Origin of the sequence: Flavihumibacter fluminis, from assembly GCF_021491375.1 — a bacterium.
GTDB classification, from domain to species: Bacteria; Bacteroidota; Bacteroidia; order Chitinophagales; family Chitinophagaceae; genus Flavihumibacter; species Flavihumibacter fluminis.
Genome location: NZ_JAKEVY010000001.1, coordinates 1,238,647 through 1,262,895, shown reverse-complemented (window position 1 = coordinate 1,262,895; position 24,249 = coordinate 1,238,647). Strand labels below are relative to the sequence as shown.

Annotated in this window: 18 protein-coding genes; 4 read left to right on the top strand and 14 right to left on the bottom strand. The window is 45.8% G+C overall.

The window, feature by feature from the left end:
- Positions 1-78 precede the first annotated feature (78 nt).
- Entirely contained in the window at positions 79-2,943 is a 2,865-nt protein-coding gene (uvrA, locus tag L0U88_RS05640; protein ID WP_234864629.1) for an excinuclease ABC subunit UvrA, read from the top strand.
- A gap of 236 nt (positions 2,944-3,179) precedes the next feature.
- Here uvrA and L0U88_RS05635 read toward each other — a convergent pair whose 3' ends face one another.
- The 10 genes from L0U88_RS05635 to aspS form a co-directional block, all read right to left on the bottom strand.
- A complete protein-coding gene (locus L0U88_RS05635; RefSeq protein ID WP_234864628.1) occupies positions 3,180-3,557 on the bottom strand; it encodes a hypothetical protein in 378 nt (125 codons plus the stop codon).
- Between the two features lie 28 nt (positions 3,558-3,585).
- Entirely contained in the window at positions 3,586-4,554 is a 969-nt protein-coding gene (locus tag L0U88_RS05630; protein ID WP_234864627.1) for a DUF6089 family protein, read from the bottom strand.
- Between the two features lie 118 nt (positions 4,555-4,672).
- Entirely contained in the window at positions 4,673-5,125 is a 453-nt protein-coding gene (locus tag L0U88_RS05625) for a GNAT family N-acetyltransferase (RefSeq protein WP_234864626.1), read from the bottom strand.
- Positions 5,126-5,134: 9 nt separating this feature from the next.
- Positions 5,135-6,484 (bottom strand): M28 family metallopeptidase, encoded by a 1,350-nt coding sequence (locus L0U88_RS05620; RefSeq protein ID WP_234864625.1) that lies wholly within the window; start codon positions 6,482-6,484, stop codon positions 5,135-5,137.
- A 13-nt stretch (positions 6,485-6,497) separates the two neighbouring features.
- Entirely contained in the window at positions 6,498-7,760 is a 1,263-nt protein-coding gene (locus tag L0U88_RS05615; protein ID WP_234864624.1) for a replication-associated recombination protein A, read from the bottom strand.
- A gap of 50 nt (positions 7,761-7,810) precedes the next feature.
- On the bottom strand, positions 7,811-8,755 hold the full coding sequence (locus L0U88_RS05610; protein WP_234864623.1) for a transglutaminase family protein: 945 nt from the start codon (positions 8,753-8,755) through the stop codon (positions 7,811-7,813).
- Positions 8,756-8,763: 8 nt separating this feature from the next.
- Positions 8,764-9,705, bottom strand: a complete 942-nt coding sequence (locus tag L0U88_RS05605) for an alpha-E domain-containing protein (RefSeq protein WP_234864622.1) — start codon at positions 9,703-9,705, stop codon at positions 8,764-8,766.
- A gap of 18 nt (positions 9,706-9,723) precedes the next feature.
- The gene (locus tag L0U88_RS05600) at positions 9,724-11,169 is read right to left on the bottom strand and encodes a circularly permuted type 2 ATP-grasp protein (protein WP_234864621.1); all 1,446 of its coding nucleotides are present in this window, start codon (positions 11,167-11,169) and stop codon (positions 9,724-9,726) included.
- A 99-nt stretch (positions 11,170-11,268) separates the two neighbouring features.
- The gene (locus tag L0U88_RS05595) at positions 11,269-11,781 is read right to left on the bottom strand and encodes a hypothetical protein (RefSeq protein WP_234864620.1); all 513 of its coding nucleotides are present in this window, start codon (positions 11,779-11,781) and stop codon (positions 11,269-11,271) included.
- Between the two features lie 21 nt (positions 11,782-11,802).
- Positions 11,803-13,626 carry an aspartate--tRNA ligase gene (gene aspS / locus L0U88_RS05590; protein WP_234864619.1) on the bottom strand — a complete coding sequence of 608 codons (1,824 nt, stop codon included), beginning with the start codon at positions 13,624-13,626 and terminating at the stop codon, positions 11,803-11,805.
- 44 nt (positions 13,627-13,670) lie between these two features.
- On the opposite strand from aspS, the gene L0U88_RS05585 reads away from it, so the two are divergent.
- Both L0U88_RS05585 and L0U88_RS05580 read left to right on the top strand, forming a co-directional pair.
- Positions 13,671-14,495 (top strand): zinc-dependent peptidase, encoded by an 825-nt coding sequence (locus tag L0U88_RS05585; protein WP_234864618.1) that lies wholly within the window; start codon positions 13,671-13,673, stop codon positions 14,493-14,495.
- A 219-nt stretch (positions 14,496-14,714) separates the two neighbouring features.
- On the top strand, positions 14,715-15,515 hold the full coding sequence (locus tag L0U88_RS05580; RefSeq protein ID WP_234864617.1) for a zinc-dependent peptidase: 801 nt from the start codon (positions 14,715-14,717) through the stop codon (positions 15,513-15,515).
- Between the two features lie 6 nt (positions 15,516-15,521).
- On the opposite strand, the gene L0U88_RS05575 is transcribed toward L0U88_RS05580, so the two are convergent.
- Positions 15,522-15,803: an Rdx family protein gene (locus tag L0U88_RS05575; protein ID WP_234864616.1), complete on the bottom strand. Its 282-nt coding sequence runs from the start codon at positions 15,801-15,803 to the stop codon at positions 15,522-15,524.
- A 48-nt stretch (positions 15,804-15,851) separates the two neighbouring features.
- Between L0U88_RS05575 and L0U88_RS05570 the strand changes: the two genes are divergently transcribed.
- Positions 15,852-16,661, top strand: coding sequence for an MOSC domain-containing protein (locus L0U88_RS05570; RefSeq protein WP_234864615.1), 810 nt, complete (start codon positions 15,852-15,854; stop codon positions 16,659-16,661).
- On the opposite strand, the gene L0U88_RS05565 is transcribed toward L0U88_RS05570, so the two are convergent.
- The 3 genes from L0U88_RS05565 to L0U88_RS05555 are packed head-to-tail and all read right to left on the bottom strand — an operon-like array spanning position 16,634 to position 24,190.
- Entirely contained in the window at positions 16,634-16,993 is a 360-nt protein-coding gene (locus L0U88_RS05565) for a hypothetical protein (protein ID WP_234864614.1), read from the bottom strand. The genes L0U88_RS05570 and L0U88_RS05565 overlap by 28 nt on opposite strands.
- A gap of 25 nt (positions 16,994-17,018) precedes the next feature.
- A complete protein-coding gene (locus tag L0U88_RS05560) occupies positions 17,019-18,098 on the bottom strand; it encodes an NAD(P)/FAD-dependent oxidoreductase (RefSeq protein WP_234864613.1) in 1,080 nt (359 codons plus the stop codon).
- A 5-nt stretch (positions 18,099-18,103) separates the two neighbouring features.
- A complete protein-coding gene (locus L0U88_RS05555) occupies positions 18,104-24,190 on the bottom strand; it encodes an alpha-2-macroglobulin family protein (RefSeq protein ID WP_234864612.1) in 6,087 nt (2,028 codons plus the stop codon).
- Between the last annotated feature and the right edge of the window lie 59 nt (positions 24,191-24,249).

The window sequence follows — 24,249 nt, the reverse complement described above, 5'->3', positions numbered from 1 at the left end:
ACTTTAGCATCCCGACAACTGTATTTATAGCTGTCAGATACTTATTTATTCATCTGTCTGAGGTCTTAGATTTGCATTATGAAAAAAAAGAAGGTGGGCGCTACAGAAGTGTTGGAAATGATCGAAGTTACCGGCGCAAGAGAACATAATCTGAAAAATATCGATATACAATTGCCGAAAAACCAGCTCGTGGTTTTTACCGGTGTCAGTGGTAGCGGAAAATCTTCCCTCGCGTTTGATACTATCTATAATGAAGGGCAACGCCGTTACATGGAAAGTTTCTCTGCCTACGCCCGCCAGTTTGTGGGTGATATGGAACGTCCGGATGTCGATCGCATTACCGGTCTCTCTCCGGTTATCTCGATCGAACAGAAAACGACCAACAAGAACCCTCGTTCCACTGTGGGTACCATCACCGAAGTGTACGATTTCCTGCGCCTGCTATATGCACGTGCTTCCGATGCGTATAGCTACAATACCGGAAAACAGATGACCAAGTTTTCCGAAGAGGAGATCGTTGACAATATTTTCAGTAAATACGCCAAGCAAAAAATTTCACTGCTGGCACCACTGGTTCGAGGCCGGAAAGGGCATTATCGCGAACTTTTTGAAGATATCCGCAAGAAAGGATACCTCAAAGTGCGGGTAGACGGGGAAGTGAAAGACCTGGTGCCGAAGATGCAGGTGGATCGCTATAAGATTCACGATATTGAAGTAGTGGTGGATCGACTGGCTGTTACACCCGATATGAAACTGCGCCTTAGTCAGAGTGTGCAGAAATCCATGCAGGTAGGAAAGGGGTTGCTCTTTCTCTTGTTAAACGACAGTAACCAGGTAGTTCAATACAGTCGCCAGCTGATGTGTGAAGACACCGGCATCTCCTATGAAGAACCCTCTCCCAATAGTTTCTCCTTTAACTCTCCCTATGGTGCTTGTCCAACCTGTAAAGGCCTTGGTACGGTTTACCAGGTGAGTATGGAGAAGATCATCCCCGATTGGAGCAAAAGCATCAAAGAAGGAGCCATTGCGCCTCTGGGTGAAGAGCGGGAAGCCTATGTTTACAAACAGGTACAGCAACTGGCAAAAAAACATAAAATTGATTTGAAAAAACCGGTTCGAGATTTACCGGATGCTCAGCTCAATATGGTACTTTATGCTACTGAAAAACCGGGAGAAGAAGCTGATTTCGATTTTGATGAGCTCAGTGCCGCCGATCGGGTATACGCTGAAGAATTTGAAGGTGTTATTCCACAACTGAAGCGCTGGTTTGCTTCCGCCAGTTCCGATGGCATTCGGGAGTGGGCAGAAGGTTTTATGGACCTCACCACCTGTTCTTCGTGTGCTGGTGCCCGTTTGAGAAAAGAAAGTCTCTGGTTTAAAGTGGATGGGAAAAATATCGCAGAGATCAGTCAGTATAACCTGGATAAACTGCTTATCTGGTTCAATGGTCTTGAACAACGACTTACACCCAAACAGCGGGTGATCGCAAAAGATATTCTGAAAGAAATCCGTGAGCGACTTCAATTTCTGCTGGATGTAGGGCTTTCTTATCTAACACTGAACCGTGCTACGAAAACCCTTAGTGGGGGTGAATCCCAGCGAATCCGGTTAGCCACGCAAATTGGTTCTCAGTTGCAGGGCATCACCTATGTACTGGATGAACCAAGTATTGGCTTACATCAACGGGATAATCACCGGCTGATTACAGCATTGCAGAACCTGCGCAATATTGGCAATAGTGTATTGGTAGTAGAGCACGATAAAGACATTATGATGGCAGCGGATTACCTGGTTGATATTGGTCCGCGTGCTGGTAAATTCGGTGGCGAAATTGTTGCCCAGGGAACACCTAAAGAAGTGCTGGATTCCAATTCTGAAACAGCGCAATACCTAAGCGGTAAAAAAAATATTGATGTGCCGGAGGCGCGCAGAAAGGGAAGTGGTGCCAGTCTTGATCTCAAAGGTGCCAAAGGGAATAACCTGAAGAATGTTTCAGTGAAGTTTCCGTTGGGAAAATTGATCCTGGTGACAGGTGTGAGCGGAAGTGGTAAGAGTACACTGATCAATGATACACTCTATCCGATTTTATCACAGTATTGTTATGAGTCCAAACAGAAACCCCTGGAATATAAATCCATAAAAGGACTTGAACATATTGATAAGGTGATTGAGATCGATCAGTCGCCGATTGGCCGCACACCGCGTAGCAATCCTGCTACCTACTGCGGTTTCTTTACCGAAATCAGGCAGCTTTTTGCCGCTGTACCAGAGGCTAAAATCAGGGGCTATGCAGCGGGACGGTTCTCCTTCAATGTAAAAGGTGGTCGTTGTGATATGTGTGAGGGTGGAGGCATGCGGGTGATTGAAATGAACTTCCTTCCGGATGTGTATGTGCATTGCGAAAAATGCAATGGCAGACGATACAATCGGGAAACGTTGGAGATCCGATACAAGGGTAAATCCATCAGTGATGTGTTGGATATGACGGTGGATGAAGCAGTGGAGTTTTTTCAGGCAGTACCTTATCTGTACCGGAAGATTAAAGTGTTGCAGGAAGTGGGACTTGGTTATATCACACTCGGGCAAAGTGCAGTTACACTTAGTGGGGGAGAAGCACAACGTGTCAAGCTCGCAACTGAATTATCAAAGAAAGATACAGGCAAAACCTTTTACATACTGGATGAACCCACTACCGGTCTGCATTTTCAGGATATTCAGCACCTGCTGGATGTTCTCAATAAATTAGTGGATCGTGGTAATACGGTTCTGGTTATTGAACATAATCTGGATGTAATCAAGGTTGCTGATCATATCATCGATATTGGTCCCGAAGGCGGCGATGGTGGTGGCCAGGTTTTATTCGAAGGCACCCCCGAAGAGCTCATAAAAGTGAAAGAAAGCCATACTGCCAGGTTTTTGAAGGAGGAGATGAAGAAGAAGTGAGACGTGAGATGTGAGAAGTGAAAAGTGAGAAGTGAGATGTAAAACGAAAGATATATCCCTTCTCACGTCTCACATCTCACATCTCACTTTTTTTCCGATAAGGGGAGGCAGGTAGTCTTAATAAAATCGTTGCATATAAAGGGTACAAACAATAGGGAACGGATCAGGTTCTAAAACCGGATTATTGGATTTTATCAATTTCCCTGCCTTCTTATCGGTAAGCTTATGGATACATGTTATTGTACTACAATGGTTCCGCTTTCAATCAGGACATCATCACTGAATACTTCATAATAGTAGCGTCCCTTTTCCGGTTTGCTGACTACCGTTGTCTCGCGGTTCTTGATCTTACTCTGCTTTACCAGTACTCCTTTCTGTTTGAAGAGGAGCAACTTGTAAGTGCTTTGGTCGTCGCCCTGTGCACTGAAGAATAATACCTTTTGAGAAGTGTTAGTGTAGATGTTAACTGAATGCCGGTGATTGTTGTTTAGTTTTTGAATAATAATACTGTCTCTGTCTGTCGGTTGATGACTGTTTCCAGCCATCGCAACTATGCTTCCCATACAACTCGCCATGATCATCCACAGTTGCCGTTTCAGGATCCTGCATTTCATGGGAACGGATTATTGATTACATCGTTGATTAATAACGCAGCAATGTCGGGCACCTCATTTGTCGATCCGAGTTCGTAGCTCTTGCCAGTTTGAAACTGAGTTTGAAATTGAATGAATAATAGGCGTCATTCTGTGTAGGCGTACCTCTTTTATCACCTGGGCCATAACCTGCCGATGCTCCATTTGTCTGGTCTGTTTTATTGGCCATTCTCCGGGCAAGCTGTGCCTTTTGAGTACCTACTCCAAAATACTGGTCAAACAAATCCGGATCAATGTAATTGGTACTTACGTCGTCAATATAGTCGGTAAATGTTTTACGGTGAAGTACTTCCAAAGAGAGACTTGTTTTATCACTCAGGAAATACTTTACACCTAATCCCATCGGGATATTGAGCTGGGTTAATTTGTAAGGCTTACGATCAGGATGCTCGGCAAATCCCTGCCCTTCTGTGCTCAGTGGTTTCAGGTTTACATATTCACCGGTAAGGGGGTCTGTACCCTGGGGGTTATAATTAAACACACCCACACCGATTACGCCATAGGGGCGAAATTTTCGATACAGGTCTTCCGGATCCCATTCGAATAATACAGTTGGATAAACTTCTGCTACCAACATACCTTCCAAAACCCTTGAACGAAAATCAGTATTGCGAAAACGGCGGGCTTCTTCCCAGCCCCCCTGTCCTTTAATTGCGGCATCGTCTCCTGCAATGGTACCATAGTTTGCGGCCAGTCTCAGTCCAAGTAATGGAGACTGGTACGCAGTTATATGTGCACCAACAAAAAAACGGGTTTGTGAAAAGTTATTGTCTTTTAGAAAAGTAGTTCCTTTTCCGCTGTTTCCTCCCAGGTCGCCCAGGAAGTTGGAGGGTCCAATTGTTATGCCTGCCTCGAACTCGTTGAAGATTCCGAGTTGTGCAAAACTTGCCTGCGTAGTTACAAGAGCAACAAGAGATAAGGCACATTTACGCAGGAATAGGGGTAAATGCTGTTTCATGAATATCAGATTTTGTTTTCGAACGGTTACTTGGATTACTACTATTAACGAGGTTTGGTCGGCTCTCGTATAAGCTTCGTAATCTTTTTTTTAACCTTCGTAAAACTACGCTCCGATATTACGATGGCATTTTTACCATTTCTATGTGAGGAATCCCATCTTCCAGGTAGATTTCTCCTTCCGGCTCAAAGCCTAATGATTGATAAAATTTTTCCAGATAACATTGTGCTCCAATGCGAATGGGAGCGTTACCCCAAAGTTCGTAACAGGCTTTGACAGATACTTCCATCAGTTCCCGTCCAATCCCTGTTCCCCGAACCTGAGGAGAACTTACTACCCTGCCGATAGACATTTCGGGATAGGAAATTCCCGGTGGCACCAATCGGGTAGAGGCTGCCAGTAATTCCCCTTTCCAGCCCAATAAATGAAAGCAGTGCTGGTCTTTATTATCCATATCGAGAAAGATGCACTGCTGTTCTACTACAAATACTTCACTTCGAAGTCTTAATAATTGATACAACTGATGCGGGGTTAACTCCTCAAAGGATTTGAGTTGCCATTGAATCTTCATGTTGCTGTTTTATCTCCCAACGGTTGGAACTACCGGTAAACTTTCCTGTCCGTTTTCACTTACCGATTGAACCGCAAAAAAATAATTATCCTTGGAATAAGGTAGACGGATCGATGTTTCTGTTGTAAATATTTTTTTCTGCCAATGAGCTTCACTGGTTTCTCTCATTAATATATAATAGCCTTTGGTTTTCCCTGTTACAGGAGCTTTCCAGTACAGATAGCTGGAGTTGGTAAGATTTTTTACATCAATCTTCACTTCTGCCGGAACACCCGGTGCACCCGCGAGATTCGCCAGGCAGGCGAGGTTTACAGCTGTATTTTTTCTCAGGTATTCGAAATCCATGAATTCACGCAGATCGCCATACTGCACACCTTTTTCTATTCTTACATCCTGGTGCTGGTGTAGAAAATTTTCGTTCATTTCTGTAATCCGGACTGCAGCAAATCCTCTTTGCACAAAGGGAGTATGATCACCGCCTCTCAGGAAACGATCGTTGCGATAGATAAGTTTGATTTCAAGATGATCCACATAACGTTCTCCAACTTCTTTTACATATCGTGCCAACTGCCGGGAGGGGCCATCATTCTCCAGGCCCATACCACGAATGGATCCTGCTTTTTTATCAAGCTCGTAGGCAGGAAGTCCTTCACTGAACACACGCAGCCGGGTATTATCAATGATATTGGTTTCATTGCTGTTATTGCTGCCCATGATATCATTATTTAAAACGGCTTCAATCTGCCAGTTTTCTTTTTTGGCTTTTTCGGCGAGAAAACCTGCACCCAATAAACCCTGCTCTTCCCCGCTTACTGCAACAAAAATGATGGTCGCAGGATACGCTGTTTGACTTAAAATTCTGGCAGATTCAATTACTGCTGCTACACCACTGGCATCATCATTGGCACCAGGCGCATCCGCTTTTGCATTCATAACGTCTGTAACCCGGCTGTCGAGATGACCACTGATTAAAAATATACGCTTATCATTCGGATCGGTACCTTTTAATACGGCCATAGCATTGCCCAGGTTAACCTGCTGATTAATACGGCGACCATCTGGCTGAAGGGTAGTGGTGTCTACATAGGCGGTCATTCTTCCGTTTGTTTTAACTGCAAACTGGTTGAATTTCTGAACCACCCAGTTGCGGGCCGCCCCAATTCCCCGTTTGGGGTCTGTAGTAGAGCTCATGGTATGGCGGGTGCCAAACTTCACTAACTGATCTATATAGGCTTGTAATGAATCAGCAGAAACCTGTGAAACCATTTTCTCAATCAGGGGGTCGCGACTTACAATAGTTTGCGCAACAGTTGCATAACCTGCAGCCGTTAAGGCTAACAATATCAGAGCTTTTTTCATAACCGGAAAGTTATTAATAGTTGTATTTATCCTTCCATCTTTGTTTAAGGAACTTACGGATTTCCTCTTCTCTCGCATTCCTGCCGGGTTTGTAAATAGGGCGACCGCTTAGCGCATCCGGCAGGTATTCCTGTGGCGAAAAATTCAATTCATAATCATGCGAATACTGGTAACCCTTCCCATATCCCTGGTTCTTCATCAGTTTGGTGGGAGCATTGCGCAAATGCAAGGGAACCGGCAAATCACCATGCTGTTGCACCAGTGCGATGGCCTCATCTATTGCCAGGTAACTCGCATTGCTTTTAGCTGATCCCGCCAGGTAAACCGCGCATTGTGATAAAATAATCCTGGCTTCCGGGTTGCCAATCTTGTGAACGGCATCGAAACAGGCATTGGCTAACAACAACGCATTCGGATTGGCATTACCAATGTCCTCAGAAGCCAGTATTACCATCCGCCTGGCAATGAATTTGATATCTTCTCCTCCTGCAAGCATTCTCGCCAGCCAGTATACAGCACCGTTAGGGTCGCTGCCGCGAATAGATTTTATAAACGCGGAAATAATATCATAATGCTGCTCTCCCTGTTTATCGTAGAGCGCGATTTTCTGTTGAGCTACCTGCATCACCCATTCATCGGTGATTATTACCGGGCTCGCATCACCCGCCGCTTGTACCACAAGCTCCAGTAGATTCAGTAACTTACGGGCATCTCCACCCGAAATCCGGATCAGGGCGGCTGTTTCCTTTAACTGAATCTGTTTTTGCTGTAACCATTCATCCCGTTTCAGTGCGTCCTGAAGCAACTGAATCATAGCCTTTTCAGTCAAGGCTTTCAGTACATATACCTGGCTCCTGCTTAGTAAGGCACTATTCACTTCAAAAGAAGGATTTTCAGTAGTGGCGCCAATCAGGGTAATGGTGCCTTTCTCGACTGCACCCAACAGTGCATCCTGCTGCGATTTATTGAAGCGATGAATTTCGTCGATAAATAAAATGGCGCGATCCTGTGATTTAGCCAGCTCGATTACTTCACGCACTTCTTTTACGCCGGATGAAATCGCACTTAAGGTATAAAATGGACAATCCAGTGTATGTGCAATGATATTGGCAATAGTTGTCTTGCCCACACCGGGTGGTCCCCATAATATCATGGACGGAACCTTTCCCTGTTCAATGGCATTCCGCAGGATACTGCCCTTTCCCGTGAGGTGTTCCTGCCCGATTAATTCATCCAGCTTGTGGGGGCGTAATCGCTCTGCTAATGGAACCGGCATGGTACAAATCTTAGTGGACAAATGTACTGGAATAGCCGGATTATACCATTCTATTGCTGGTGTCTGCCGGCCTGATCTACTGTTGGCCGGAAATCCTGGTTGCCATTGCCGGGGGGCGTATTTACCTGGTTCCGTTCTTCAAAGCGATGACCATCTTCATAACCAACCGAAACATATACATACAGGTTTTGATGAGCCGGACCTTTAAAAGTTCCTTTTACGGGTGAACAGTCGGAGAAATTTCGGCCTACTGCCAGTTTTACATGGGTATTACTGACCCAGATATTGTTGGTGGGGTCAATCCCACTCCAGCCATAATTTGGTATCCAGCTTTCCACCCAGGCATGTGTGGCACCTTCACCGCGTAAGCCGTTTTTATTCGGACAGATATAGCCGCTTACATATCGGCTCGGGATCTTCAGGGTTCGCAGGACCTGCAACATGACATGGGCAAAATCCTGGCAAACGCCCGAGCGATGTTCGATGATCTGATCTACTGTTGTTTCGATATCCGTGATGCCTTTGATGTATTGAAAATATTGATATATAAACTGGCTGCAGTCCTGAACGGTAGCGGCAACGGATTTCCAGGGCTGGTAAATTTGGCGAACGATTTCCTGTATGGCTTCCTGGCGCTGTATCAATTCCGGTTTGGTTAATTCCAATAAATGCAAGGATTGACTGATCTCCTGTTGCAACTGTTCGAAGCCCGTATTGTACACCAAGGTACGGTCCACCGGAACCTTGGTACGAACCACCAGTTTACTCTCTATGACCAGTTCCGAATGTGCCTGGTTAAGATTGAATTGCCCGATGCGGTTGCCCCAGTAATCGGTGTAGTTCAACATAGAGGGATTTCCGGTAATCTGCAGGTCATGCTCCAGTATTTCCTGCTCTTCGCAGGCATAAGGGAAGATCCGGATTTCGTTATGGCTTTCGGTAACTGGGCGATCGTATTCGTAACTGGTGATATGATGTATCTTAAATGTTGGCATGAGCTAAGTTAAGCGTATGAAAAGAAGAGCTGACTGAAACGCTGGTTGAAATCAAACAGGTCGCGTTTTATTTCCTGCATATATTGTTGTAATCCTTTTTCCTTTAATACCGATAAATCGGCGTATTCAATTTTACTATGCAGTCTGCCAAACTCACGGTAAAGGCTACCTGCTTCTTCACTGTAATTGTCTTTTATTACTTTATCCAGGTAAAAGCCAATGCGGTCGAAACAATAACTGGCTGAACGGGTGAACTGTTTACTGAACAATACCTGCGAAGCTACATGCTGGTTATGGTAAGGACTACGGTAGGTTTTCAGGTATAATTCATATCCCGACAAGGAGAGCAGCAAGGTTCGCCAGAACAGGACATCTCTTGATTGTTCAAGCGAATAATCAACCTCAGCAAAAAAGCGGTCTGCCAGTTCTATACTGATAACTGCTCTTTCCATGAATTTCCCCAGGGTCATAAAATTCCATCCCATATTCCGGGGCATTGTGCTGTCAGTAATACCGGTGTAGAGTGTCATTTGGGTGCCTAGTTCAGCCAATACATTCAGCGCATCGTTTCGCATCAGTTTTTGTTGTAACAGGGGATTGTTGATCAGGTGGTAAAACTGGTTCACCTGTTCCCAAACTTCTTTCGTTATATGGTCCTGTGCGCCTCTTGCATTTTCCCTTGCCCGTATTACCATCGCTCGGATGGAATTTCCGTTGGAAGTATCATAGATCAGGTGTTGTACCAATTGCAGTGGATGCTGATCGAAGAATTCTTTTTTTGCTTCAGCTGCTGTACTGAACATATTGGTCAGTTGTGGCCAGAAATGAACAGCATGATCACCTTTATCAAGCCATAAGGTATAGTTCACATGCAGGATACGTAAGATGGCATCGCTTCTTTCGAGATAACGGTTGAGCCAGTATAAGGAGTCTGCTAATCTGCTTAACATAGATGTTTCTAAGGTTGTTTAGTTGATGATCCAGGTGTCTTTACTGCCTCCGCCCTGTGAGGAATTAACTACGAGTGAGCCTTCCCGTAAGGCAACGCGGGTCAGGCCACCGGGTACAATTTTGACGCCGCCCGGACCGAATAACGCAAAGGGTCGCAGATCTACGTGTCGAGGCTCAAATCGGTTGTTGATAAAACAAGGGACGGTGGAGAGACGAATAATCGGTTGAGCAATAAAGTTGCGCGGGTCTTCTTCAACGGATTGTATCATGCTGTGAATTTCTTCATCGGTGGCTGAATTGCCCATGAGCATGCCATAACCGCCCGACTGATTGGTACGTTTGATTACCATTTCACGGATATGGTCAAATGTAAATTTTCTGGCATCAGGGTCGGCCAGCTGGTAGGTAGGAACATTGGACAGGATCGGCTCTTCATTCAGGTAGTAACGGATCATGGCGGGTACATAGGCATACACTGCCTTGTCGTCAGCCACGCCATTGCCAATTGCATTTACCAGGGCAATATTTCCCTTTCGATAAGCTCCAAGAATGCCTGGAATGCCCAATGCGCTATCGTGACGAAAAACAAGCGGATCCATGTACTCATCATCAATCCGGCGATAGATCACATCCACCTGTTGGAGTCCCAGTGTGGTTTTCATGTATACTTTGTGGTTGTCTACTACCAGATCACGGCCTTCCACCAGCGGGATGCCCATCGACCTGGCTAAAAATGTGTGTTCATAATAAGCGGAGTTAAAAACACCGGGAGTAAGTAAAACCACCGTAGGATGCGCGATCTGCCTTGGGGCAAGTGATACCAGGACGTTATAAAGTTCCAGCGGGTAATTGTTTACCATTCGCACTTTGTTGGAAGTGAGCATTTCGGGGAAAATGCGTTTGGTAACTTCCCGGTTTTCCAGCATGTAGGATACGCCGGAAGGAGTCCGCAGGTTATCCTCCAAAACATAATAAGAGCCATCCTGACCTCTGATCAGATCAATACCGGCAATATGTACAAAAATATCATGCGGCACACGAATGCCGAACACTTCCCTGGTATAATGTGGACAGGAAGCAATCAGTTCGGCAGGGATGATGCCGTCTTTCAAAATCTGCTGATCAGTGTAGATATCTCTCAGAAAAAGATTCAAGGCTTTCAGGCGCTGGGTGATGCCTGCTTCAATCTGATCCCATTCGTTTCCGGGAATGATGCGGGGAATGATGTCAAATGGGAAAATGCGTTCAATGCCTTCATTGTCGCTGTACACGGTAAAGGTGATCCCCTGGCTCATGAACAACTCACTCGCGAGGCGATCTTTGTCGTTCAGGCTGCCGGCACTGAGTTGATTTAAGGTTTCAAATACCTGTTGATAAGGCGGCCGTACCTGGGATCCATCACACATTTCATCCCAACTCATGGGCACCATACAGTAGTTGCTGAAAACAGATTGTTCGAGCATAGTTTTGGTTATAGATAAAAAAAGGTTGCTGCCCCACGTATGGAGCAAGCAACCTGTATTTCAAATATAACGATTCAGTATGGTATTTGGAACTCCGGCTTACTTCTGGCCGGCAGGGGTGTCAAAAGCATCTGCATGCTGTTTTAGGAGCCGGAACGTCATTGAAACATGAATCAGGAGTACCAGACCATAAACCAGCAGGAAATTGAGCATGCTCTTCATGGCGGAGTACATCATTTCTTCCATTCCTTCTACTTCTTCCTTTTGCATGGATACCGCCTGTTCTATGACCATATTCAACATTTCCGGTTTCATTTTCAATACCAGTGCGTTGATGAAGATCATACCTCCCAGCACCAGGGTGCCAATTCCGTTTACGCGGATCAGATCGCGCAGGGCGGGTTTGCAATACATATGGGCATCTATCCCGCGGCTTAGGAAGCGGAAACTGCAATAGCTGTAAATCACTACGCACACCAACAGGAAAACAAAGAAGAGCATAACGGGATTGGCCAATGCTGCCAACAATCCGCCAAAAATAAAGAAGGAGATGACTCCGGCGATCGCAAGCAGCAAATAGGTCAATATTCTGTAAAAGATGAGCTTTTTCATGATTGTCGTGCGCGAAAAAAATCAGGCATTTAATTTGATACTTAACTCGGTAAGTTGTTTGTCGTCGATAGCTGCCGGAGCATCCAGCATCACATCACGGCCGGAATTGTTTTTCGGGAAAGCGATGAAATCACGGATGCTTTCGGATCCACCCAGGATGGCGCAAAGACGATCGAATCCAAAAGCGATACCCCCATGCGGCGGTGCGCCGTATTCAAAGGCGCCCAGCAGGAAGCCAAACTTATGCAGTGCTTCTTCCTTACTCATGCCCAGGGCTGCAAACATTTTCTCCTGAAGCTCACGCTGGAAAATCCGGATAGAACCACCACCGATTTCATTTCCGTTCAGCACCATATCATAGGCATTGGCCTTGATATTCGCATACGGATGTTGTAAGTAGTTGGCGGCATCCCTGATTTCCGGATCATTTTCAATCATAACGGAGATATGATCCGGCTTGGGCGAAGTAAAGGGATGGTGTCTTGCCACCCAGCGATTTTCTTCCTCCGAATATTCAAACAGCGGGAAATCCAATACCCACAATAATTTGAACTCATCCTTACGTCGCAACCCCAGACGCTCACCCAGCTCAAGCCTCAATTCACTTATTGCCTTGCGGGTTCTTTCTTCACGGCCTGCCAGTATTAGTACCAGGTCGCCCGGTTGTGCAGCAGCAATACCCGCGATCGTTTTGAGTTGTTCTTCATTAAAGAACTTATCTACAGAGCTCTTAAAACTGCCATCAGCACCACAACGGATATAAACCAGTCCGTTCATGCCGATCTGTGGACGTTTAACCCATTCCGTTAGCTCGTCTACCTGTTTGCGGGTATAGTCAGCAGCACCTGGTACGGCAATTGCCAGCACCGTTTCCGCCTCATTAAATACTTTAAATCCACTTGCCTCAAATATTTCCAGTGCAGCTGCATCTCCTGTCTGTGCCTCAAAAACAGTTTTCAGGTTTGCCAGCTCCATGCCAAAACGGATATCCGGTTTGTCGTTACCATATTTCAGCATGGCATCGTTCCAGGTCATGCGCTGAACAGTTTCCGTATAATCGATGTTTCTAACGTCCTTGAATATGCGCTTAATCAATCCCTCAAACATTTGCAGGATATCTTCCTGCTCTACAAAGCTCATTTCGCAGTCAATCTGTGTGAATTCCGGCTGACGGTCGGCCCGCAGGTCCTCATCGCGAAAACATTTAACTACCTGGTAATAACGATCGTATCCGCTTACCATCAGCAACTGCTTGAAGGTTTGCGGGCTCTGTGGCAGCGCATAAAATTGTCCGGGGTTCATACGGGAGGGCACCACAAAATCACGGGCGCCTTCCGGTGTGCTCTTAATCAGAAATGGCGTTTCAATATCCATGAAGTTGTTCTCATGGAGATAATTACGTGCGGAGCGATTCACTGCATACCGCAATTCAAGGTTGCGTTTTACCGCATTCCGACGTAAATCGAGATAACGGTATTTCATGCGAAGATCATCTCCGCCATCTGTATCATCCTGGATGGTAAAGGGAGGTGTAGCTGCTTTATTCAGAATGGTGAAACTGGTTACATCAATTTCAATATCACCGGTTGCCAGGTTTTTATTTTTGCTGGTTCGTTCAATCACTTTTCCAGTTACCTGCAGTACATACTCTCTTCCTAATGGTTGGTTATCCAGCTGCGGGGTTAGTGTTTCTCCGAATAACAATTGTGTGATCCCATATCTGTCGCGCAAATCCACGAAGGTGATGCTGCCGAATTTACGAACCGTTTGTACCCATCCTGCCAGTGTCACTTCTTTTCCTATGGCATTTGCATTTAATTCCCCACAAGTATGCGATCTATACATATAGAATTTATATTTTCGGTTTGTTGCTGAGGTGCAAATGTAACATGATTACCGTAATTACCATATTGGGCGGAAGCAGCCTCCTGGTTTTTCTGATCTGGAGCTGGGAGCGAATTCGCTATGATTACCGGCGACTCGACCGCGACAGCAATCATCCTGCGCCGGAAGGCTCCGGATCCCTGTTGCCCGAGTGGGCCCAGCACCACGACTGGCTTCGAACCCACAATATCTATTACCGGTCGCTCAGTTTAGACAACCAGGCCCGCTTCCTTCGAAGAGTGATGGATTTCATGCGGTATAAAGAGTTTAAATATATTGACCTGGAGCCGGATCCCATGATTCCGCTCCTGATCAGCGCCGCAGCGGTGCAACTGACATTCGGACTGACGGATTTTCGCCTGGATTTTTTTGAAAAAATCTATGTTTCCGGATCTGCCTACCAGGTTCACTGGCACAAACAGGCTTTCCAGGGCCATGTAAGTCTGCAGGGAATATACCTAAGCTGGGATCATTTTTTTCACGGATACCAGGAATATGATGATGGCCACAACGTAGGATTACATGAAATGGCACATGCGCTTACCTATGGCGCAATGATGGGCAGAACTACCATGGAGAAAAGTTTCCGCACCAAATTCAAAGAATACGCGAAAGCGGCCTATCCGATACTTACACGTATGAGGAATGGAGAAGATTCCGTCCTTGACCGCTATGCCGCCACCAATTTTCACGAATTCTGGGCAGTTTCCGTCGAGACGTTTTTTGAAAAGCCCCTTTTGTTGAAAACCTGTGAACCTGCCTTATACGGCGCACTTTGTCAGTTACTGAATCAGGACCCCTTGGAATTAACTGCCGTAAAAGTGGTTTAAGGCTGTCCATTCGTCGAAAACCTGATTTTTACAGGATTTTAAAGGCCAAATGCTTTTAAACTTCAAAATCTAGGTTTAAATTGTGTTCAATTATTACCCTTACTCGAACCGTCGAGATTTTTAATCCGTACCAGTCTCCTCTCCGAAAGGCCATCGTATCCATTTCTGTGTTGAACCAGCAAGACAATTTCGATTTTCTTACCCGTAAAGTTGACCCTTATGGAAATCGTGTTCATTTGTTTGCTGGTGTTCAGTACTGTGTTTTTGTTTGATCTGCTGAACAATCGCTGGCAATATTTTTTACTCTACCGCCGACGCAAGGGCTTTGAACTGCATGAACCACAGTTTAGAAAGCTTATTTCTTCGAACATTCGCTACTTTAACAAAGTGGATGAAGCAACCCAGCAAAAATGGTTGTTCAGGGCCTATCTATTTTTCCGGTCTAAAAAATTCCATTACGTTGGTGTGGACCGCAAAGAGGAAATGCCCATATTGATCAGTGCAACAGCAGCTCAATTGACATTGGGACTTGAAAATTTCTCGCTCAATTATTTTCGGGATATCTATGTGTTGCAACACGACTATCATTACGGTCATTATTCACTCCCTTTTATGGGGCATGTAGACAGTTCCGGTATTTATTTATCCTGGCATAATTTCCTGGAAGGAATCCGGAGTGCACATGACAGCAGCAATGTAGGTTTACATGAAATGGCACATGCATTGGCCTATGTCAATTTCATCACCAAAACGGATGAAGACCGCCACTTCAAAAAGGAGTTTCACAATTTCTCAAAAGTTGCGCGCCCGATTTTTCAGGATATGCAACGCGGACGTAAAACCATCCTTGGGGAATATGCAGCAACCAATTATCATGAATTCTGGGCGGTGAGTGTGGAAGTGTTTTTTGAGAACAGTGTGCGGCTGCGGCATGATCTGCCGGATCTTTATGAAGCGATGGCAAAACTGCTCCGCCAGGATCCCTATAAAGTGTTGGTTAGCCGACTGGCTGCCGCCTGAGAAAGGTTAGTCTTTCCGATCTGAATGTCCCAGCGATTTGCCCGGGGCAATGTGATCGCGCACCAATTGTTTTATCTCCTTAATCTCTTTAAAACCGCCATCCCGCTTGCGGTCATAAACGGGTTCCTTGTTGATGAATAGGGTATAGCGACCAGCGATTTCGCTGGGTCTGAGCGTTACCTCGGCTAGTTCGGCTTCGAATGTGGTCAATAATTCCTGTGCCATGTAAGCAGCTCTTAGTAACCAATGGCACTTGGGGCAGTATTCGATAGTGATAGAGGCTTTCATGTTAATGGTATTCCTTCAAAGGTAAGCGGGCTTTTGTATTTTTACCACATGGCAAAAATTAGCGGTTTATTCATTTATCCAATTAAATCACTGGGAGGAATAGAAGTAGAGTCGGCTTTATTGACAGACCGGGGTTTTCAATACGACCGGCGCTGGATGCTGATTGATTCAGCAGGCCGATTCCTCACCCAACGTGAACATCCCGTTATGGCACTGCTTCAGGTTGCCTTAGAGCAAGATGGACTACAGGTTTATCATAAAAAAAATCCTGCTGTAAGCATCCGTATTCCATTTGAGCAGCAGGGTGTGGAAACTACAGTAACTGTTTGGGATGATACAATGCCTGCAACCCTGGTTGGTTCCGAATTTGATAACTGGTTTTCACAACAACTGGGAATGAATTGCCGCCTGGTTTTTATGCCGGATTACAGTCGCCGTGAGGTGGACCCCGATTATGCACGCAATAAAGAAATCACCAGCTTTTCGGATGCTTATCCTTTGCTGCTGATTGGCCAGGCTTCCCTGGATGATTTAAATTCAAGACTCACAGAACCGGTTCCCATGAACCGGTTCAGGCCGAATATTGTGATAGAGGGCTGGGAGCCCTATGAAGAGGACAGCATCAGGGAGTTCAATATTGGTGAGATACAATTTGAAGCGGTAAAACCCTGTGCGCGTTGTGTACTTACTACTATCAATCAGGATACTGCTGAACAGGGAAAGGATCCGCTTAAAACGCTAGCTGCTTATCGCAGTAAGAACAACAAGGTGTTATTTGGACAGAACCTGTTATATAACGGAAACGGATACCTGAAAAATGGAATGGAGGTTCAGTTTTTACGCAACTCTACCAGGTAAAACCAGGCAATAAAAAACATACCAATTCCAAAAGGAATGGCTGTGTAATATCGATAGTGATCTGGTGTTTCATAGAACTCTAACACCATCCAGGAACAGTTGGCGATGATCCAGAACAGGACCGCCAGGTTGTGAAATAATTCCGATTTTATTTTCCTGGTTTGGTAGGTTATCAGGACAGCAACGGTTAAGGTGGGTACAATCATGAACATCCCGATTGGTTTCCAGAGCAAGGCCCAGCTCATGTCTTTAAGCAACCAGAATACGATGTGCAGGTTTTCAATCCGTCGGAAACGTTCCGGGATCGAGTACATGGGGGTATTGCTTGCCATTCTTTCTAAAATTTCAGCGGCAAAGTTAGGGGCTCAGCAGGCTCGAAAATCGATTAATACTGGCTTCTGGACGAATAGTGCCACCAGCTCTGATGAACAGGGCTACCTGTTGTCCGAAATATGGTGCCAGGGAGCAACCCTTGGTACCCATTCCATTCAAAATGCCCACCCTGGGCAGATGGGGATGAAACCCTGCAAAGGGCCGTCTTTCAATCGTTGCAGGCCGAATGGCAGCCCAGTGATGAAGGGTTTTAAAGGGTCTCTTAATCCAATTTCGAACAGCCAGCTCCGTCCGTTCGCGGAAAGCGTCCGTAGGAGCGTCCGTCTGATAGCGGTTTTCATAAGTAGAGCCCGCCCAGAAATAACGCTGGTTTTCATTGCCCCCCAGGTGCGGATAGGGCACCAGGCTGATCCCCTTTTTATAAATATGGTCCGCAGGCAGGTCTTCGATTTCGAGTAGCAGGGCTTCTCCTTTATTTGGAGAAAAAGGAAGCTTGCTGAAAAAAGGCAAGTCCATTCCATGTATTCCATCGCAAAAAACAATGCGTTCTGCCTGTATATCCCGATAACGTATATGTTGGTCGGTTAGTTCCAGTTCACTCGATTCAAATTTCTCCTGAATCAGTTGCTGCTTGGTTTCCAAAGCAGATTTCCAGGAGTTCAAATGCAGGTTAAGATCAATCAGCAGGGCAGGGGAGATACTGCCAAGTCCGTATGGAATTTCCATCAGGGATTTCCAGTACTCCTGATCTTCGGGTATACTCAGGTATTCAGACAGCTCCGGCAATCGTTTGTCAAATGCTTCTTTCATCTGCATACTGGGAAAACTGTGCAGGATGCGGGTCGACTGAATACATCGGATTCCCAATGCGTTGCCCATATTGGTATAGGCCTCCAATGCAAAAGGGAGCAGTGTTTCTGCCATCCAGGTTTTGGCCAGCACCCGACCGGTGACCGGATTGATAACGCCCGATGCGATGCGGGAGGAACTGAATTCCCTTCCTTCATCTATGACCATAAATTCCTCGTTGTACTGGGATAGCCACCAGCTTAGCCAGCTACCCGATAAGCCCTGTCCAACAAGCAGGGTGCCGGTATGGATCATGTGTTTTAGTTTGCTTCGATGTTCAATTTAATGCCTTCTGTGTGACTGGTAAACTCCGGTGAATACATACACTGAATGCTGCTGAAGCCGTTACTGAAAGTTCCGGCATGTGATACAAACAGGGAGTATTCCAGTACATGGGATCCTTTGGGCAAATACTGGATAAAGAAATTTGTGCTGGCATCTCTGGTGCTTTCATAATAACCCAACGCTCCCTTCCAGCGATACCCGCTTAAAACATTCGTGGGTTCCAGTGCTGATGCACGCATGTCTTTTACATGTACATACTCCATTTGGCGATCGGTTTTGATTTCGAGTCGCACTACCAGTTTATCTCCAACTTTCAGCATCGCGCCATCCGTTATTGCTTCCAGCACCGGACCTTTATCCGTCAGCTTTTCGACCATCACCTGCTTGCTGATGGAAAGCGGGCCTTTGGCAGCTGTGATGTTTTCAAGATTATCGAAATACTGCCAGTAGATGGCTCCCCAAACAGGCGCTACTGCCTTTGGTGCTGCAGCCTGCTGCACCTGTATGCTGATCTCACCCATTTCCGGGAATACCGCTGTGCCTGGAATGATCTTCTGATAATATCCCGTTCCTGCTTCTTCTTTGGCTGCAGTGATGGTAGTAACCTCACCCAGTTTAACACGTACTTTCGGTGCTGCTTCGAGCCAGTTCTCACCTTGCAATAACAAGGCATAACAGGCATCCGCCGTGGCCTTTGTACTGCTCCAGCGATTGGTTTGTTTGTTCAGCAATAACCAGGCTTTTAAAGCATTAATGGTAGCGGCCGGTTGTTTGAGTTCCTGGAATAGTTCGATCAGTAATGCCTGTGTTTCTATCGGCGCTTCCTGCCAGTAATATCCGGCCGTGTTCGATTTCCAGTACATGCCCTTGTCTTCTGATTTTATCGCTGTCTGCTGCAATGATTTCAGAATAGAAGTAGCCGTTTGTTTATCCCCAGTCCGGTGCAGGGCCAGCGCAATCATCGCTTTTGTAAAGAGATTGCCTTTGGTCCAGAGGGATTGCATTTCCTTACGGTAATGGTTAGCTGCTACCACATATTGGCCGGATAATCCCTTATTGCTGTAAAAGCTCCGCATGTAATGATATTGTACCGCATAGGTATTCAGATAAACAGGTTCCTTCTGCCCTTTATCGCGTTTATTGTAATCTTCCAGCAGGCGCTGATCCGTATAACCCAGGGCCGCATTAATGATTGGAGCAAACAGCCCATAATCTGCATCGATTATTCCCAGCTTTTGCAGATGGCCAATACCAGTCAGGATGTATTGCGTAATATATCGGTCATCCGGTCCGCCGGTGAACCAGCTAAATCCACCATTTCCAAGCTGCATTTCTTTCAGTTTGGCAATCATTTTAGAGGATTCATTGCTGAGGCGAACAGCATCAAATAACAACAGCAACCGTTGCTTTTGTTCCGCTTCCGTTTTCGCTTCCAACACCCAGGGAGTTTCTTCCAGCAGCACCTGTTTGAGCTCCTGGTTTTTCTGCAGGTTACTCAGCAGGGCACTGGTATCTTTCTGCTGCCATTCCAGCAAAACCTGTTTGATGCGGGGGGCGGATTTCAACAAATGATCCGCGATCAGGTACCCGTATAAGCGATTGAAGGTTTGTTCGGAACATTCATAGGGGTAATCTGCCAGATAGGGGAGCGACTGAATAGCATACCAGGCAGGGTTAGCCGAATATTCAACGGTGAGGGTTCGATTGCTCAGGGTTTCGCTGTCTTTGCTGTTAAGCAGGTTGGTCATCGAAATTGTTTTCGTGGCAGCTCCATTGATAAAGAAAGGAATCGCTTCCGTTACCAGTTGGCGGTTACTCAATACCGGTAGTGTGGAGGATTCTCCATCTGTTTTATCACCTACTCTTGCAATAATCTTCCAGGTCAGGGCGCGGTCGAACTGATAAGGAACTTCCATCGGGAACTTCACCAGCTCACTGGATTTTGGTCCAACCGTGAAATACTGATTGGGGAAGAAATTCCGGAACCAGCCATCCACCGGTTGATTGGTAGTAGCATCGATTAATTGCAATTCTGCCTGTCCGGTTACTTCTTTGTCGGTCAGGTTCACCACTTTGGTGGTTATCTCCATTTTATCCCCTTCCCGTACAAAACGCGGCATATTGGGTTGTACCATCAGGTCTTTCTGCGTTACAATAGTTTGTTGCAGGTAACCCATGGCCAGGGATTTGGTATGTGCAAAGAGCTGCCAGTTCCAGCTCGTTACTGATTCAGGCATAGTAAAACTGAAGCTGAAATGCCCGTTCGAATCAGCGCTTAATTGCGGGAAGAAGAAAGCCGTTTCATTGAAGTTGGTGCGTATGGCCGGAGGGGTATCGTTTTTTGGTGAGGGTATTTTAATGAGTGGTAAATATCCCACTTCATCATCTTCATTAGCTGAATCAGCAACAACTTTTGCAGGAGTCGACTTTGTAATCGCCACAACTGGTGCCGCAGCAGGTATACTTGCATCCATCAGTCTTTCGCTTTCCCTCAACACGAGCTTACCTCCAAAACTCCTTCTCCGGTCTTGCAAAAACGTAAAATCCAGCAGTTCTTCCTCCTTCTTCCAATCCTCCGCTTTTCCCTCCAATCGAACGATGTGATCACTACTTTCTTCGGATATGAAATTAGTTCTGCCCGTCCAGTTACCCATATGATTCAAACTGGGCCATACTGCCGGCTTGTTCCAGATATTAGCTGCAAACTGATCCAATGAAGCATCATACATCGATGTCAGCAATTCCATGCCGAATTTTTCTGCTTCTTCTCCTGAAATAGCAACCGTCCATTTTTCTTTTCCGCCGGGTTCCAGTTTATCGCGGAAGGTTTTCAACTGTATCTTCAAATCCTTCTCCTCCAGTGGTACGGAGAAATAGCTATCATACCTGTACACCCTGTTGTGCTTGACAAATACATGCTGTACTTCAATCCCTCCTTTGTCTGCATTGGTTGCTATAACGGGAATCTGTACCCGCTCTTTACCGAGCCCGAACAATCGAAACTTTTGAGAGAAGGGCAGTTTGATCTCTTTGGATTGTGCCGCCCAATTGATTTTCCGTTCAATGACAAACAGGTTAGTTGCTTCAGTAGCCAGTTCAATACTGGTTTTTTCTCCGGGTTTCAGACTGCGTTTACCCTGGCTTGCGCTCAGGTAACCTGTTTCTGCAACCGTTTTACCTGTGGGGTCTGATAAGAATACAACAGACTTGCTCTCTATCATTTCTCCATTCGGATCTACTGCCTTAGCAATCAGCCGGTACCAGCCCGGAGCCCATTTTTTTCTATCCAGTTTTACATAGCCGGTGGAGTCGCTTTGTATGGATTTACTCCAAACTTTTTTTCCCTCCGACCAGGTTTCGGGATCATCTTCGTTCTTATACAAATCATTCGGGAAGTAACGACGAAACTCCTGCTCAGTTAGTACAAAGGTATCAGGTGCCTCCCAATAGCGGGAGCGGAGCAGTTTACCCGGACTCTTTAACGGTACGATCTCCACATTAACTTTTGTGGGTTGCGGTTCTCCCACCAGGTTGGTGCTGCTGACGAGGATACGGGTAAAATCAGTAGTTGGCATTTTCTGCTGCTCCGCACGTACAGTCAGTTGCAATGATTTATAGGATACCGGCACCGAACTACTGGCCGAACGGGTTTCTCCATTCAGATCAGTGATATCAATATGGATGGTATAATCAAATACCGGATCAGTTTTTGGATCAATGTTACCATCGGTTATGGCCGGAAAAGAAATGCTGAAACTTCCATCTGCTGCAGTTGTCAGACTGCCATGCGCGATTTCGGCAGTTCTGTACCCCGGTCTGAATCCATAGGCTGCCAGCTTCCAGGGATACGGAAATCTGGCACCCCTGGTAACCCTGTAAGTGCCGGTTGCATTGGAAATCGCATTGCCCGCATAGGCCATGGCATTGCCTTTTATTGTAACGGTATCGCCTAACCGAACTGTCGTTTTTAGTTTATCCAGGCTTACTTCAAAGCGGGGCCGCTTGTATTCTTCTACATTAAAATACGTTTCATTGCCAAACTCTTCCACTGCAAGATAAAACTGTCCCGTTAGTCCGGTTGATGGCAAGGTGAATTTGCCAGCAACAGAACCATATTCATTGCTGCTCAATAACAAAGAATCCACTTTCTCCCCATTCGCATCAAACAACTGAAGGGTGGTTTTTTTGCCGGTCAATAACCGGGGCAAACCGGTTTCCTTGTCCTTGCTTGTCAGCACTGCTTTAAAGTAAAGCAGTTGTCCCGGTCGATAGATCCCCCGATCCAAAAACCAATGTACTCTTGCGTTTCTCTTTTCAAAAGCTTCATCTGTTGTTTCCGCTTCCCGCTGATGGTAGGAATAAACATATTCCTGCTCATCAATCCGGAGACTGTCAATTCCATGCTGTACTACCAATGAAAAACTTCCGTATTTGGTATCACCAATCTGGTCGATATAGAGATACCCTTTATCATTTGCTGTCAGTGTTTCCTTTTTCACCCGGCGATAGCTCCTGGAAACGGGGTCATAAATTCGTTGATACAGTTCCACAGTTGCTTTTGGTAGTGGCTGTCCGGTATTCCGATGCAAGAAGAAATAATCGGAACCAGAATGAATAAAACTGATATTGGAAACATTCAGCTCCACCACTCCCAGGTTGGCATCTGCCATAGAGAAGGAAGGGCGATCACTTGCCAGTAAAAAATACCTTCCCACCGGCAATGCATCAACCTTGATTTCTGCCCGGTGAAGTTTATAATTGTTGCTTTCAGGGAGCGCTTGTTCCCATGCACGCATCGATTCCGAGCCAGTTAACAATGCCCAATTCGTACTGTCAAAATAGCTCGATTGCTCCAGCAAATACCCATGTTTTACCGGATCCACCTGTATGATACGCAGGTAAATTCTGTCCAGGTTTTTCCATTCTACCAGTCCCCGAAAAGGCTCACCCGGGATATTCACCCGTTCGGTTTGCAAACTCAGGCGGGGCGACTTGATTTCCTGTACCAGATTATACGTGCGTATACTGCCGGGACTTGTTTTATTTTCCCTTACCAGTTCTTCGGCCAGTCCCAGCGCTTTTACAGGATTTTCTTCGTTTCTGTAATACCAGTCTGCCAACAGGAAAACGGCCTGATCTGCAGCAGCTGTTCCCTTGAACTCCTTTCGATGTTGCTCCAGCACAGCTTTGTATAAACTGTCCTTATCTGCGAATTCAGCTTTATAATGCAGGTAGAGGTATCGTTCAAGATCTGTTGCGGCCAGCTCTTCACGCTGCTGCCGCGTTTCATAATACTTCATCAAATCCTGCAGCAGCACCAGACTGATCCTTCCCGGTTCCGCACTATCTCCTTCGGATAACCGAAGTTTCATAAATCCTTCTGCCGGTTGCCAGAGTGTTTTATTTTCCCAAAATGATTGATCCGCCTGCTCCGTGAGTTCCACTGGATTTTCTTTAAAATAATTCAGTGCTTTTTTTACCACTAATTCGTATAGCGATGATCGGTAGTTGCTATTTTCTCCTTTTTTAATCAGTGGCTCAACCAGTCTGCGGGCTTCCGGACCTTTCAGCGTTGGCTCGGAGAGCGCCTCCCGGTATGCTTTCGTAATAGCTTTGTGAAAATCGGTTGCTGTCCAGGTTTGAATATCCTCCACATTGGTTTCCGCCAGGGGAGTGCGGTCATAGATCGACCAACGTTGCTGGTCGTATTTCTTTTTATAATAATCTCCCAAAAGTGTATTCAATAGTGCCCGTGCCACACCCTGCTCAAGCGCAATTTCCTTTCGCAACAAATTCAACGCTGCTGTATCACTTTCTTCTACCAGAACCTCCTGCAATTGAATTCGATAGAGGATCGCCTTAATCTGATGACCCGATTGTTTCTCTGCCTTTGCCTTTGTATACAACTGTTGTACTTCCTCCAGTGCAGATTGGTACAAGCCTGCTTGCTGTACCAGGGAGTCTATTTTTTCCCACCAGGGATCGTATTGTGTTGTTGGCATTTTCTGGGCTGATAAGGAAAAGGAAAAAAATAAAATCAAAAGGCTTAGTCCTAAGCGCATATTCGATATTTTAATACAAGTTATTGAAAAGCATACAGACCATAGATGCAGGCGACATT

Excerpts from the sequence above, each read along its gene's own strand:
- uvrA (WP_234864629.1), top strand. The coding sequence starts at position 79 with ATGAAAAAAAAGAAGGTGGGCGCTACAGAAGTGTTGGAAATGATCGAA.
- L0U88_RS05630 (WP_234864627.1), bottom strand. The coding sequence starts at position 4,554 with ATGAAACAGCATTTACCCCTATTCCTGCGTAAATGTGCCTTATCTCTT.
- aspS (WP_234864619.1), bottom strand. The coding sequence starts at position 13,626 with ATGTATAGATCGCATACTTGTGGGGAATTAAATGCAAATGCCATAGGA.
- L0U88_RS05555 (WP_234864612.1), bottom strand. The coding sequence starts at position 24,190 with ATGCGCTTAGGACTAAGCCTTTTGATTTTATTTTTTTCCTTTTCCTTA.
- L0U88_RS05600 (WP_234864621.1), bottom strand. The coding sequence starts at position 11,169 with ATGCTCGAACAATCTGTTTTCAGCAACTACTGTATGGTGCCCATGAGT.
- L0U88_RS05570 (WP_234864615.1), top strand. The coding sequence starts at position 15,852 with ATGGCAAAAATTAGCGGTTTATTCATTTATCCAATTAAATCACTGGGA.
- L0U88_RS05560 (WP_234864613.1), bottom strand. The coding sequence starts at position 18,098 with ATGATCCATACCGGCACCCTGCTTGTTGGACAGGGCTTATCGGGTAGC.
- L0U88_RS05615 (WP_234864624.1), bottom strand. The coding sequence starts at position 7,760 with ATGCCGGTTCCATTAGCAGAGCGATTACGCCCCCACAAGCTGGATGAA.
- L0U88_RS05625 (WP_234864626.1), bottom strand. The coding sequence starts at position 5,125 with ATGAAGATTCAATGGCAACTCAAATCCTTTGAGGAGTTAACCCCGCAT.
- L0U88_RS05575 (WP_234864616.1), bottom strand. The coding sequence starts at position 15,803 with ATGAAAGCCTCTATCACTATCGAATACTGCCCCAAGTGCCATTGGTTA.
- L0U88_RS05610 (WP_234864623.1), bottom strand. The coding sequence starts at position 8,755 with ATGCCAACATTTAAGATACATCATATCACCAGTTACGAATACGATCGC.
- L0U88_RS05595 (WP_234864620.1), bottom strand. The coding sequence starts at position 11,781 with ATGAAAAAGCTCATCTTTTACAGAATATTGACCTATTTGCTGCTTGCG.
- L0U88_RS05620 (WP_234864625.1), bottom strand. The coding sequence starts at position 6,484 with ATGAAAAAAGCTCTGATATTGTTAGCCTTAACGGCTGCAGGTTATGCA.
- L0U88_RS05605 (WP_234864622.1), bottom strand. The coding sequence starts at position 9,705 with ATGTTAAGCAGATTAGCAGACTCCTTATACTGGCTCAACCGTTATCTC.
- L0U88_RS05635 (WP_234864628.1), bottom strand. The coding sequence starts at position 3,557 with ATGAAATGCAGGATCCTGAAACGGCAACTGTGGATGATCATGGCGAGT.
- L0U88_RS05580 (WP_234864617.1), top strand. The coding sequence starts at position 14,715 with ATGGAAATCGTGTTCATTTGTTTGCTGGTGTTCAGTACTGTGTTTTTG.
- L0U88_RS05585 (WP_234864618.1), top strand. The coding sequence starts at position 13,671 with ATGATTACCGTAATTACCATATTGGGCGGAAGCAGCCTCCTGGTTTTT.
- L0U88_RS05565 (WP_234864614.1), bottom strand. The coding sequence starts at position 16,993 with ATGGCAAGCAATACCCCCATGTACTCGATCCCGGAACGTTTCCGACGG.